This window comes from Clostridium algoriphilum, from assembly GCF_020443705.1.
Lineage (GTDB): Bacteria > Bacillota > Clostridia > Clostridiales > Clostridiaceae > Clostridium_AD > Clostridium_AD algoriphilum.
On the sequence record NZ_JAIZZK010000018.1, the window covers coordinates 61486 to 75717 of the forward strand.

Below are 14232 nucleotides of genomic sequence, written 5' to 3' on the forward strand. Positions count from 1 at the left end.
ATGTAAATGTAGTAGCCATAACCCTACTACATTTATTTTTATTTATGTCATAAATTCTATAGGATATTAGTTGTAACAATGATCAGTCTGCTTCTTTCCCATATATTATAAAACACATACATTCTGTGATTAATTGGATGTGGCTCTAATATGTACTTAGATAATTATAATGTTCTATTAAATCTTACAGTTACAGCACACCCCTTGCCTTCTTTGCTTTTCACATCTATATCTGCATTATGAAGGGCTAGTATGTTTCTAACTATAGTTAGTCCAATACCTGAGCCTTCTATTTCATGTCTGCTTTTGTCTCCTCTATACAGCCTTTCAAATATATAAGGTAAATCCTCTTTCTTAATGCCCATGCCTGTGTCTTGTATTTTTAATATGACTTTTTCATCAGATTCTTTTAGAGTAATATTAATTTTCCCTTGCTCAGGTGTAAATTTAACTGCATTTGAAAGCAAATTTATAATTACCTGTTTTATTTTATCTCTGTCCCCTAAAATGTTGCATTGCTTACTGGTACTGCATTCTAATGTCATATGAATCTTTTTATTTTCTGATATTAGTTGAAATTCCTTTACAACTAAGCAAAGAATATCCTTTAAAGAAATTTCTTCTACATCTAAGACTATTTTATTTCCTTCAATCTCTTTTAAAGCATTTAAATTGTCTAATAGCTTTCCAAACCTAATAACTTCTTCATTAAGATAAGCCAATCTTTCATTGTCTACTGGAAATATACCATCAATCATGGCTTCAAAATTATTTTGAAGAACATTTAGGGGTGTTCTAACTTCGTGAGATATATCCGCTATCAACCTTTTCCTAAGTTCGTCCTGATGCTGAAGCTTTTCTCCTAGCGTATTCATGCTATTTCTTAGATCCTCAAGCTCAATAATGCTACTCTTATCATTAGACCTCTCGTGATAATTCCCATTAGACAGATGGACTGAAACTTTTGAAACTTGACTAAGAGGATTAGAAAATTGCTTTGAAATAAATATACTAATTAATATTGTTATCAAAATTGATAAAAGAATACTTAAAATAATGCTCTCATTTATTGATGTTTTAAAACTTATGTCTTCTTTAGATAATAATACTGGGCCGTATTGACCTATATCTATATATCCTACAATTTTACCTTTAGATTTTATTTTAAGAGTGCTTGTAGTATAAACTCCCTCATTTTTACCTGACATGTTAACATTAATATTGTGAACTATATCATTAGCATTCATTCCCCAAACGACCTTTTTATTTTGATCCTTAAGGGTAAGGCAATAGCTGCTCATATAGGCTTCATGTGCAAGTTCTATACCTGAAGTTTTTGACCAGTTACCACTCTTTTTATATACATCTTCTAGGTAACTTACTATTCTAATATCCCGTTTATTTTGTATTTCAACTAGGTATCTATTAAATGTTCTTGATACAGCTATATTAACAAATAATGTTGACAATAAAAGCGCCAATATAGCGGTACATACCAATATAATACTTAATCTTTTTCTTATGCTTTGCATAGAGTTTATGTTTCTCATAAATTATTCACCACCAAATTTATAACCTATTCTAGTTACGGTTACTATATATTTAGGATTTCTGCTGTCCTCTTCTATCTTTTTACGTATATTTTTAATATGTACATCTATTGTTCTATCAAAGCCTTGAAAATCTATCCCCATAATTCTTTCAATTAGCTGTTCTCTTGTAAATACTTTCCCTAAATTAGATGAGAGCACATGTAGTATATCAAATTCATTTGGTGTGAGATAGATTTCAAGGCCTTTTACCTTAACTACTCTTTTGTCAAAATTAATCTCTAAATCTCCATTATTATAAACCTTTGTTTCAGATTTATTTACATTAATCCTTCTAAATAAAGCATTTACTCTTGCAGTTAGTTCCCTTGGGCTGAAAGGCTTAACGAGGTATTCATCTGCTCCAAGGTTTAATCCTTCTATTCTATCCTCTAAACTACTTTTTGCTGTAAGCATAAATATGTGCACTTCTGAAATTTTTCTTAACACACTACAAACCTCTTCACCAGATATATCTGGTAACATTAGGTCTAATATTACTAAGCTAAACTCCATTTTCTCAAAAATTTTTATGCCATCAAGCCCCTTTGTAGTGCAATGAACCCCATAGCCTTCCTTTTCAAGATATGCCTTCTGTATTTCCGAAACTTTCTCTTCATCTTCAATAATTAATATGTTATCCACGTTTGAGCCCCCTAATTAATACTTGATAGTTGTTAACCGTCCCCCACTTAATTTAATAAACACCACTCCCTATTATATCCCATAGATATTGAGTATAATATAAACATATAAAGGAGCTGATAATATGAAAGTTAAATTATGCAAGAAAAATAAATGGACAGATGCCATCGCTACTATGATAACCGAAACTCACCCAGATATAAATATATCCACGAAAAAATGTATTGGTAAATGCCATAAGTGTAAGGAACCGCCTATAGCTAAAGTGGATAAAGAAATATTAGTAGGCAAGGACAAAAAAGATTTGTATGATATGATTATCAGCAAATTATAATAAATCGTACCAAAAACTTATGTAGTTATTATGAAGATTTTGCGGTCAAGGCAAAATGAAATGACCTCCAAATTTACATTTAAAGAAATATATCACTTTTATTAGTAACAATTCATTTTTCAAAATTCTCCTTCAACTAAAAACAGCACACCACGTAATGGACACAACTAGAATTAGTTGTAATATCCCTTTGATGATGTGCTGTTTAAATCCCCCTACCAATAATATTATTCATAATAATGGTTTTCTAATTATATGATTCAATCCAATTAGGTTTTAAGAACTTTTCTTCAATTTCACTCGCTGGAAGAGGTTTGCTAAAGTAATAACCCTGTATTTGATTACAACCCATTTGTTTCAGTAGCCTTATTTGTTCTTTACTTTCTGCCCCTTCTGCAATAACTTCTAAATCAATTTTTTGTGCTAGTTGTATTATTCCATCTACAATGGACTTTTCCCTTTCATTTGTAACAATATTGTCAATGAAGGACTTGTCTATTTTTAACGTATTTATAGGTAGCTGTTTTAAATAACTAAGGGAGGAATATCCTGTTCCAAAATCATCTAAAGCAATGTTTACTCCTAAATCTCTAATATCCGTAAGCAATTTAACATTGTTATCAAAATCCTTCATTAAAATACTTTCTGTGATTTCTAGCTCCACAAACTTAGGGTTAATCTTTGTCTCAGCTATAAGTTTTTTCAATGTTTCTTCAAATTTATGATTTTCAAGTTGAACTGCAGATAAATTTATTGCAATAGTATCATATAGGTACCCCCTGCTCTTCCAGATACTATTTTGTAGGCACACTGTTTTTATAATCCAATCACCCATAGGAATTAGCAATCCGCTTTTCTCTGCAACAGGTATAAATTCTGTTGGACATACTCTTCCAAGCTCAGAACTATCCCATCTTAAAAGTGCTTCAAATCCTTTTATTTTGTTGTTTATTATATCTATTTGTGGCTGATAATATATTTCGAGCTCGTCTTTTTTCAAAGCATTTCTTAGCCCTTTTTCTATCTCAACATGTCTTACCACTACATCACTCATGCTCTTATTAAAAAATGAATATTTACCTTTGCCATTATATTTTGCACTGTACATTGCTGTATCTGCATTTTTCAGTAGAATATTCGTCACATCACCATCATCAGGAAATACGGTAATCCCCATACTTGCCGAAGTATATGCATGTTTATCATCTATACTTATTTCACGGTTTAATATACTTTGTAGTCTATCGCAGAGACTACTTATCTGGTCGTAATCCTTAATATCGCTCATTAGAACATAAAATTCATCTCCGCCTACTCTGGATACAAGATCCCCCTCTCTAATAGATGTTTTAAATAATGTTGCAACGTTTCTTAATAATTCATCTCCATAATCATGGCCTAGAGTATCGTTAATCTCTTTAAAGTTATCAATATCAATAAATAATACTGCAACTTTAAATTCATTATCCATTGCCTTAACAATTTCGTTTTCTAATGTGTTGATAAATAATTTTCTGTTAGGTAAATCTGTTAACATATCATAGTACTTCAATCTGTTTATTATTTCTTCAGATTTTTTTTGACCAGATATATCTGTAATCGATCCTGATATCTTAGTTGCAATACCCTTACTATTCCTTAGACATTTACCTCTAATTAAAACCCACTTATCCGATATCCCATTAAAGTTAAGCTTAACGCTACTTTTATAATATAAGCTTTTGCCAATAATATAATCATTAAAATTCTTTTCTTCAATTTCTCTATCTTCCTTTGCAAATAACTTAACTAAATCCTCAAGGTGCGTTATATTATTTTTATCATACCCCGTAATATCATTAAATTTATCTGAAGAAAAAAACTTGTTTGTTACAAGATCAATTTCCCATATAGCATCATTAGTTCCTTCTAAAGCTAACTTATACCTTTCTTTACTTTTTTCAATTAGTAATTGTTTTTTAGTTAATTCCTCATATTGCGCTCTTAACTCATCTTTAGCATCTATTATTTGCTCAAGATTTTCCTGGTTTTTTTCATGATTGGCTTTTAATTCGTAAAACCGTATTTTACATTCATCATAAAATTTATACACTATAAAATAAATTATTGGAGATGTTATAAGTATATAAATCAACCCTTTAATAGGCTTTATATGTGCCATTAAAGATTTATTTTGAATAATTGTATTTAGAATTCTGTTTGAAAATAATACCCAAAGTCCACCACTTAATACATATGCCATAGTTATTTTAATTGGCATTTTTTTAATTTTATTCACATCATAAGATAAGGACTCTATATTAAATGGTTGGATTTTTCTTGTTAATTCATCTTTTATAGTCTCATCTATGTAACTTTCGCCCATTTATATCCTCCTATTAATGTTTATAGATTAATAAATCGCAAATCCCTCATTTTAATGATTGTGCTTTAAGTTTCTTGTTTCACTTCTTATATTTTATATTATAACTTCGATTGTTCCTTAACATCATAATATTATATATTATCGTCCAATTTTATGATTTATTAACACTTTTCATGATTTACATTAATACTTTTATGATTTACATTGAAGTCTTTGCAATTAGTCAAAAAAATCTGTGTCCTTTAAGCTAATAATACCTAAAAATAACCACCATAAAAAAAGAGATGAAAAAAGTTGAAGTAATAAAAAACACCCTTTACAGGATGTTTTATTGTGCTCTAAAACTATACAATGTTCCACTTGTATTTGCTGTACCCCTTATCGTAAAACCTGCGTCTGTAATTGTTATATCTGGTGCAACTTCGTGTGAAATTACTGAACTCATAACAAAGTAATTATTTGAAGATATTTGTATTAAAGCAGCCTTAAATTTAACAATAATATGTTGGCTAGTTGTTCCATCCCCACTATATATTCCTGTAACCGGTCTTCTAGTTCCTGATTCTGCAGGATCTAAATTATCATACCTTTGAAAATCCCCTATAACCTCCAAATTAATATTATAATTTCTAACTAAATTATAGTCTCTCTTAACTGCTAAAAAATCAGTATTGGGGCTGGTTACAACTCCGTTTACTACTATTCCGTCATAAACACTCGTGGGAACGGATAAATTAACTAAACTGTAATTGCCACCTATTGAAATGTTATTTGCATTTACATCAATTTTTATTCCTTTACCGCCTGCTCTAAATAAAAAGCAATCTTTGTATACATCTTGTATGTTCCCTTTAATAGTAAGGTTATTACAGACGCCATCACTATCTATTATTTCATTGCAATATGTGTCTAATCCTTCTACCTCAAGTTTTGTTCCACTTACATTTAACTCAATATTTAAATTATCACAACCATTCAACATAAAAAGTGCCTTCCTAACATTACCACATTGATAATGTATATTATTGGATACTTGACAATTTCTCACATATCCTTCTATGTAGCCACTGGAACCTTGTAACTGATTCCCTGAAATAATAACACCCATTAAATTTTTCGCATTTGTTCCGGTATTTTTAAGTATCATGCAAGGTGAAAAATGAACTGTGTTGTTCTTAAATGTAAACCCTCTAAAACTTGTAGTAAATAACCCATTATTTGAGGAACCCGGGACATATACAGAAATATCCGGAAAACCAGCGTCTATAATATAACTTCTAATATCATAAAAGAATGTAGACTCAAAGCTCACCCCATGCCCTTTTGTTTTTACTACTGTTTCAGTTTCGGCTATATAAGAATTTTTTACGTTCATATCAAAATCTGCTGTATTTAGAACTCTATCATCTTTAAATAAAATTGAACCTACAACAAATATACCAGGTCCTTGTATTCTAATTGAATCAATATTGAATCCATTCACCTGTACCGAAAATGGAATTAAAGCAGTAGATTTAAGCCATGAATTAACTAACCCACTACCTAATATCTTTAAATCTGATTTGTTACTCGGTATAACTAAATTTGTAAAGTTATATGAATAATTAGTTCTTGGAAAAAATAAAACTCCTGGACTTGGTGTATCATTAATAGCTGTTTGTATTGCTATAGTGTCATCAGTTATACCATCCCCTTTAGCTCCATAATCTTGTACATTTATATATAAATCATATTTTTCCACTTTTCTAATAGCTAATACATTATGTACATCAGCTATACTATTATTAATTACCTTTCGGTTTCCACCATTAATAACAGTGAAAGTTGTATATGTCCTTAACATAACGTAATCATATAAGAAATTACTTATATTTGAAGTTACATAAATAGAATCATTTCCAATAGCTACATTGACTTGATATATCCACGAGTAAGCACCTTGAAATGCTGAAGCCATATAATCTCCATGTGTTCCTGCACTTGCATATCCATATAAAATTAATCCCACGTCGGGGTCTGTTGCCCATAGCCCTACCTCACATATATAAGTTGTTACTGGCATATCAATGTTGCTTATTGCTCCACTAATTGCTGCGGATTTTTTTAATGTATTTAGTGAAATTAATGGAATTAAAACATCGAATTTAGTTAATACTAAATCGGTTAATGTAGCTGTATTTTGCGTGTATACTTGCCCTGAACCTATTGATAATTTAGTAAATATAATAGGTTTCCCAGCTTGTGATTTTGTATATAATGCTTGCCCAGCATTGGTTATTGACATAGTTCCGAAAATAGCCATCCATTTTTCTCCTTATTGGTTGATTTTGTTTGTTATTATTTCTTATATTATCATACTCAAATTCACTGTAAAGGTGAGTAGTCTTTTACCCCCATATTTCATACATTTCTGGAATTGTTCCTTGCCTATTATATAAAAAGCTTAAAAATAAAAAGCTGTAATATAAAAATTACAACTCTTACGTTTATTTATAAGGTTCAACCCAATTAGTTTTCAAAAACTTTTCTTCAATTTCACTTGTGGGGAGAGGTCTACTAAAATAATAACCTTGTATTTGGTTACAACCCATTTCTTTGAGCAAGTTAATTTGTTCTTTGATTTCAGCTCCTTCTGCAATAACCACTAAATCTATTTTTTGCGCAAGTTGTACTATTCCATCTAAGATAGCTTTCTCTCTTTTATTTGTAAGAATATTATCAATAAAAGATTTATCTATTTTCAATGTATTTATAGGCAACTGTTTTAAATAACTAAGAGAAGAGAATCCTGTTCCAAAATCATCCAAAGCAATATTTATACCTAAGTCTCTAATCACAGTAAGTACCCTAACACTTTTTTCAAAATCTTTTAACAAAATACTTTCTGTAATTTCTACTTCTACAAATATAGGATTAATCTTTGTTTCAGTTATAATATCCTTCAGGCTTTGTTCAAATTCATCATTGAGTAATTGAATTGCAGATAAATTTATTGCTATAGTATCATATAAGTAACCTTTACTCTTCCATAATTTATTTTGTAGGCATACTGTTTTTATAACCCAATAACCAATCGGGATTATTAGACCGCTTTGCTCAGCAACGGGTATAAACTCTGAAGGTGGTACTTTGCCAAGTTTCGAACTATTCCACCTTAAAAGTGCTTCGAAACCTTTTATCTTATTATTTATAATATCTATTTGTGGTTGATAATGAATTTCAAGTTCATTATTGTCTAATGCAGACCTTAACCCTTTTTCTATTTGAACACGCCTTGCAACTACATCACTCATACTTTTGTTAAAGAAACAATATTTACCTTTACCATTGTATTTAGCACTGTACATTGCAGTATCTGCATTTTTAAATAGTATACAAGTTTCCTCACCATCATTTGGAAACACCGCGATACCAATACTTGCTGAAGTATATACATGTTTGTTTTCTATACTTATGTCACAATCTAGTACTTTTAATAGTCTTTCGCAAAGATTTCTTATCTGATCTGAGTCCTTAATATTTTTAAGTAAAATAAAAAACTCGTCTCCTCCTACTCTTGAAACAAGATCTTCTTGTCTAACCGACTCTTTAATAAGTGTTGCAACATTCTTTAATAATTTATCCCCATAATCATGCCCTAAAGTATCATTAATTTCCTTAAAATTATCTAAGTCAATAAATAACACAGCAAGCTTAACTTGCTTATCTTTTGCCTTGATAATTTCATTATCGAGTATACTAATAAATAATTTCCTATTAGGTATATCTGTTAATATATCATAGTACTTAAGTTTATTAATTCTTTCTTCAAAATCCTTTTGATCAGATATATCTGTAACAGAACCAGAAAGCTTAATTGCAATGCCACTTTTATTTCTCGTGCACATGCCTCTAATTAAAACCCACTTATCATCTGCGCTATCTGTCCTAACTCTAAAACTGCTTCTATAATGTAACGTTTTACCATTAATGCAATTTTTAAAATCATTTAATACTCTATCTCTATCTTCCTTCGCAATTAAATCAGATAAGTTCTCAAAAGAAGGTATAACATCTTTATCATATCCTGTAATATCATTGAACTTATCTGACGAAAAAAATTCTCTATTTATAATATCAACTTCCCAAATAGCATCCTCGGTAGCTTCTACAGCTATTCTATATCTTTCTTCGCTTTTTTCAATTTTTGCAAGCTTTATATATATTTGATCATATTGATAACTTAATTCTTCTTTTGCATCTATTAATTGACCATAAGTAGCCTTAATTTCTTCATAATCCATATTAGATTTATGTGAACATAGATTACATTTTTTAATGCATTTGCAAATCATAAAATACATTGTAATTGATGTTATAAGAACATACCCGACTGATTTAATTGTCTGAATACATATTATTATAGGTTTCCCATAGGTAAGGTTTATTAGAGTACCATCTAAATATAATATCCAAAGTATACTAATTAAAGCATATATTATAGTTATTTTAATCATAGTTAAATATTTTTGTTTGCCATTCACCTATATTCCTCCAATTGTCATATATATTTCAGTTGATTGCCACTATATTAGAATGTGCCCAAGTACTATATTATCGTTATTAATATATTTTTAATAATAGTTTTTATGAATATAATCTTATTTAAGTTATATTTATTTTAATTAAAGTTATTATAAGATTTTTTCTACTGTATTTTACAATTCTTTCATTATGTTTATCAGTATATTATATATTCCATAAAACTTTACTAATTTATAAATAATTAAATTTACTATCTTGACATAATTATTGCAAGTGGTATAATTAATGTAAATACATATATTAATACTACGAAGAGAAAAGTAAGCCACGGCACATTTACAGAGAAGGAATACCTTAGCTGGAAGTATTCTTAAATGTTCGTCCCTGAAGACTACCTCTGAGTGACTTCAATAGAGTCCGGTAATTCCGTTATAATTAATAAGTGGTTTATTTTATAAACAATTTGGGTGGAACCGCGGGAAATTATAATCTCGTCCCAATTCTATAGTTAGAATTGGGACGGGATTTTTTTATTTTAAAAAATATATTTATAATATTTTTTTAAAGCTGCCTTATACAACTCAGATAATAGAAAGGGGTAATATAAATGGTAAATATCAAACTAAAAGATGGTTCAATCAAGTCTTACGATTCTGGAACAACTATAATTGAAATTGCAAAAGATATTAGTGAGGGACTTGCAAGAGTTGCTTGTGCTGGTACTGTAAATGGTGAAACTGTAGATTTACGTTACAAGATAACTGAGGATTGTGATGTTAGTATTTTAACATTTGATAGTGAGGAAGGTAAAAAAGCCTTTAGACATACTGCCACTCATATTCTAGCTCAAGCTGTAAAAAGGCTATTTCCAAATACTAAACTTGCAATTGGACCTTCTATAGATGGCGGATTTTATTACGATTTCGATAAACAAAATTCATTCTCTGCGGATGAAATTAAACTAATTGAAGCTGAAATGAAAAAAATTGTTAAAGAAGATTTACCAATAGAAAGATTTGAACTTAACAGAGCCGAAGCTATCTCTTTCATGGGAGGAATAGATGAAAATTTCAAAGTTCAATTAATTGAAGATTTACCTGTAGATGCAGTTTTATCCTTCTACAAACATGGTGAGTTTACTGATCTTTGTGCAGGACCACATCTAATGTCTACAAAGTATGTAAAAGCCTTTAAACTTACTCAAGTTGCAGGAGCATACTGGAGAGGTAATGAGAAAAACAAAATGCTTAGCCGTATATACGGAACTGCTTTCACAAAAAAATCTGATTTAGATGCTCATATAGAAAAAATGGAAGATGCTAAAAAAAGAGACCATAATAAGCTTGGACGTGAACTTAAATTCTTTACTACATCAGAAATAATTGGTCAAGGTTTACCTCTACTTATGCCTAATGGTGCAAAGGTAATCCAGTTATTACAACGTTTTGTTGAAGATGAGGAAGAAAAAAGAGGTTATGTTTTAACTAAGACTCCTTTAATGGCTAAAAGTGAATTATATAAAGTATCTGGTCATTGGGATCATTATAAAGATGGAATGTTTATTCTTGGTGATGAATCTAAGGGTGAAGACGTTATGGCACTCCGTCCTATGACATGCCCATTCCAATTTACAATTTATAATGCAGATCAGAAAAGTTATCGTGATCTTCCAATTAGATATGCAGAAACTTCAACATTATTTAGGAATGAATCTTCCGGTGAAATGCATGGTCTTACAAGAGTACGTCAGTTCACTATCTCTGAGGGTCATTTAGTTGTTACTCCTGAACAATTAGAAGATGAATTTAAAGGTGTTGTAGATTTAATTAATTATATGCTAAAAACACTTGGAATTGAAAATGATGTTACTTATAGATTCTCTAAATGGGATCCAAATAACAAAGAAAAGTATATAGATAACCCTGAAGCTTGGGCATTAACAGAATCTAAGATGAAAGTCATACTCGATGATCTTAAAATAGACTATAAAGAAGCTATCGGTGAAGCTGCTTTCTACGGTCCTAAACTAGATCTACAGTTTAAAAATGTTTATGGTAAAGAAGATACTATAATTACTGTACAAATTGACTTCCAATTACCAGATAGATTTGACATGAGTTATATTGATAAAGATGGAGTTAAGAAACGTCCATATGTTATTCATAGAACTTCTATTGGTTGCTATGAGCGAACACTTGCAATGCTTATAGAAAAATATGCTGGTGCTTTCCCAGCTTGGCTTGCACCATTACAAGTTAAGGTATTACCAATTTCTGAGAAATTTCATGATTATGCAGATAAAGTAGTCGCAAAGCTTAAGAAATCAAGGATTAGAGTCGAGGCAGACTTTAGAGCTGAAAAAATTGGATACAAAATCCGTGAAGCTCGAAATGAAAGAGCTCCTTTCCTTCTAATAGTTGGTGAAAAAGAAGCAGAACTCAATGAAGTTTCTGTTAGAAGTCGTAAAAATGGCGAAGAAGGTGCTACTTCCCTAGATTCATTTATTAAAAGAATTAAAGAAGAAATTGAAACTAAACAATTATAATAATAAAAATCCAGTACAAGATAAAATCTTGTACTGGATTTTTATTATTTTTGTATTTTAAAAGAACTTTTCAAAGATACTACCCTATTAAACACCATTTTTGCGTCAGTTGAGTATTTAGAATCCACATTAAAATATCCATGTCTAAAAAATTGGAATTTATCTAATGGTTTTGAACCTTTCATATTGGGTTCTATAAACCCTTGTAATATTTCAATGGAATCTGGGTTTATTTGATCTAAGAATGTTTTCCCTTCTTCCTGTTTCTCGTCTAGTATTAAAGGTTCAAATAATCTAAATTCTGCAGGTATTGCATTTACTGCATCTACAAAATGGATTGTCCCTTTAACTTTTCTTCCAGTAAATCCGCTACCACTCTTAGTCTCTGGATCATAAGTACAATGTAATTCAGATACATTTCCTTCTGAATCTTTAACTATATCATTACATTTTATAAAGTAAGCACCCTTGAGTCTTACTTCGTTACCTATAAACAATCTAAAGTATTTCTTTGGTGGATTTTCCATGAAGTCTTCTTGTTCTATATATATCTCTCTTGAGAATGAAACTTGACGAGTTCCCATTTCTGGTACATCTTGATTATTCTCAATAGTAAGCATTTCTACTTGTGATTCTGGATAATTTGTAATAACTACCTTTAATGGTTTTAAAACTACCATAGTTCTAGGAGTTTTAAGACTTAAATCTTCTCTTATAAAATGCTCTAAAAGTCTTCCATCTACGGTGCTGCTAGCCTTCGCAACTCCAATTTCTCTGCAAAAATTACGTATAGCTTCAGGTGTGTAACCACGACGCCTAAGTCCTGCTACAGTTGGCATACGTGGATCATCCCAACCATCTACGACTGACTCATCTACTAATTGCTTAAGATTTCTTTTGCTCATTACTGTGTTAGTTATATTCAATCTTGCAAATTCAATCTGTCTTGGTTTGTTTTCCATTTCACAATTGTTTACAACCCAATCATATAGTGGACGATGATCTTCAAATTCTAAAGTACAAATAGAATGTGTTATCCCTTCAATTGCATCTTCTAAAGGATGAGCATAATCATACATTGGATATATACACCATTTATCTCCTGTATTATGATGTACTGCATGAGATATACGATAAATTACTGGATCTCTCATGTTCATATTGGGAGAACTCATATCTATTCTTGCCCTTGCAACTTTTGTTCCATCTTTAAATTCACCTTTTCTCATACGTTCAAAAAGGTCTAAGTTTTCTTCTACGGTTCTGTTTATGTATGGGCTTTCCTTACCCGACTCTCTTAAAGTGCCTCTGTATTCTTTCATCTCTTCTGCTGTTAAATCGCAAATATAAGCTTTACCTTTTTTTATTAATAATACAGCGCGTTTATACATTTCATCAAAATAGTTTGAAGCAAAGAATAGGTTATCCCACTTATATCCAAGCCATTTTACATCTTCTTCTATGGAGCTCACGTACTCTTTATCTTCTTTTGCTGGGTTTGTATCATCAAAACGTAAATTTGTTTTACCTTTAAATTGATCTGCTAATTCAAAGTTTAGAATAATTGATTTTGCATGGCCAATATGTAAGTATCCGTTAGGTTCTGGTGGAAATCGAGTAATAATCGTTTTGTGTTTTCCAGTCTCTATATCTTCTAAAACAATGTTTCTTATGAAATTCGATGAAGTGGTTTTATTATCCATGTTCGTAACCTTCCTTTTGATCTGGTTTATTTGTAAGTTTTACCTATATTCTCTTAAATATATCACAAAAACAGATTTTTTCCTATAGTTTTCAACGTATCGTGGTATATAACGACATTTATTTATAATATCTTTATCATATTTATAAGTTACCTAGACAGTTTTACCATATTATTGATTTATTACTCTACCAATAAATTTATCTACATCTAAATCATTGCCAAATAACCTCTCAATAATCAGTTTTCTTAAATTTAATTAGCTTATAGAATTAAAGGTGACCCATAATATTTACATAATATCTATTATTATTATAAACCTTTATTAGTCTATTCATCAACAATCAATTTAAATTATTTTTATGTATTTTTAATACCTGTAGTGTATTATTCATGTAAATTATTTGTATTAACATATTTATGTATTTTATAACAATATATTGTTTACATTAGTTAAAATATCCTATAATTATAATAACTTGACAGTTAGCTGTGTAAAGCCTAGAATAAAGAAAAATAGTGTTGTTA

The 14232-nt window shown here is 30.1% G+C and carries 8 protein-coding genes and 1 other annotated feature; of the genes, 2 read left to right on the forward strand and 6 right to left on the reverse strand.

Annotation, left to right across the window (positions count from 1 at the left end; translation table 11 throughout):
• Nucleotides 1-164: 164 nt before the first annotated feature.
• Nucleotides 165-1532, reverse strand: coding sequence for a sensor histidine kinase (locus LGK95_RS13640; RefSeq protein WP_226125357.1), 1368 nt, complete (start codon nucleotides 1530-1532; stop codon nucleotides 165-167).
• Between the two features lie 21 nt (nucleotides 1533-1553).
• Nucleotides 1554-2234 carry a response regulator transcription factor gene (locus LGK95_RS13645; protein ID WP_226125339.1) on the reverse strand — a complete coding sequence of 227 codons (681 nt, stop codon included), beginning with the start codon at nucleotides 2232-2234 and terminating at the stop codon, nucleotides 1554-1556.
• Nucleotides 2235-2358: 124 nt separating this feature from the next.
• Between LGK95_RS13645 and LGK95_RS13650 the strand changes: the two genes are divergently transcribed.
• The gene (locus LGK95_RS13650; protein ID WP_226125340.1) at nucleotides 2359-2568 is read left to right on the forward strand and encodes a DUF1450 domain-containing protein; all 210 of its coding nucleotides are present in this window, start codon (nucleotides 2359-2361) and stop codon (nucleotides 2566-2568) included.
• A 247-nt stretch (nucleotides 2569-2815) separates the two neighbouring features.
• On the opposite strand, the gene LGK95_RS22680 is transcribed toward LGK95_RS13650, so the two are convergent.
• From LGK95_RS22680 to LGK95_RS13675, 3 genes are all read right to left on the reverse strand, one after another.
• On the reverse strand, nucleotides 2816-4933 hold the full coding sequence (locus LGK95_RS22680) for a sensor domain-containing protein (protein ID WP_319001929.1): 2118 nt from the start codon (nucleotides 4931-4933) through the stop codon (nucleotides 2816-2818).
• 328 nt (nucleotides 4934-5261) lie between these two features.
• The gene (locus LGK95_RS13670) at nucleotides 5262-7235 is read right to left on the reverse strand and encodes a glycoside hydrolase family 55 protein (protein WP_226125341.1); all 1974 of its coding nucleotides are present in this window, start codon (nucleotides 7233-7235) and stop codon (nucleotides 5262-5264) included.
• Between the two features lie 184 nt (nucleotides 7236-7419).
• Nucleotides 7420-9456 carry a putative bifunctional diguanylate cyclase/phosphodiesterase gene (locus LGK95_RS13675; protein ID WP_226125342.1) on the reverse strand — a complete coding sequence of 679 codons (2037 nt, stop codon included), beginning with the start codon at nucleotides 9454-9456 and terminating at the stop codon, nucleotides 7420-7422.
• A 300-nt stretch (nucleotides 9457-9756) separates the two neighbouring features.
• Nucleotides 9757-9959 (forward strand) — a binding site (T-box leader).
• Between the two features lie 105 nt (nucleotides 9960-10064).
• On the opposite strand from LGK95_RS13675, the gene thrS reads away from it, so the two are divergent.
• Entirely contained in the window at nucleotides 10065-12002 is a 1938-nt protein-coding gene (thrS, locus tag LGK95_RS13680) for a threonine--tRNA ligase (protein WP_226125343.1), read from the forward strand.
• A 44-nt stretch (nucleotides 12003-12046) separates the two neighbouring features.
• On the opposite strand, the gene LGK95_RS13685 is transcribed toward thrS, so the two are convergent.
• Nucleotides 12047-13705, reverse strand: a complete 1659-nt coding sequence (locus tag LGK95_RS13685) for a glutamine--tRNA ligase/YqeY domain fusion protein (protein ID WP_226125344.1) — start codon at nucleotides 13703-13705, stop codon at nucleotides 12047-12049.
• Between the last annotated feature and the right edge of the window lie 527 nt (nucleotides 13706-14232).

Coding starts and splice junctions, on each gene's coding strand:
- LGK95_RS13670 (WP_226125341.1), bottom strand. CDS start 7,235: ATGGCTATTTTCGGAACTATGTCAATAACCAATGCTGGGCAAGCATTA.
- LGK95_RS13685 (WP_226125344.1), bottom strand. CDS start 13,705: ATGGATAATAAAACCACTTCATCGAATTTCATAAGAAACATTGTTTTA.
- LGK95_RS22680 (WP_319001929.1), bottom strand. CDS start 4,933: ATGGGCGAAAGTTACATAGATGAGACTATAAAAGATGAATTAACAAGA.
- LGK95_RS13640 (WP_226125357.1), bottom strand. CDS start 1,532: ATGCAAAGCATAAGAAAAAGATTAAGTATTATATTGGTATGTACCGCT.
- LGK95_RS13650 (WP_226125340.1), top strand. CDS start 2,359: ATGAAAGTTAAATTATGCAAGAAAAATAAATGGACAGATGCCATCGCT.
- thrS (WP_226125343.1), top strand. CDS start 10,065: ATGGTAAATATCAAACTAAAAGATGGTTCAATCAAGTCTTACGATTCT.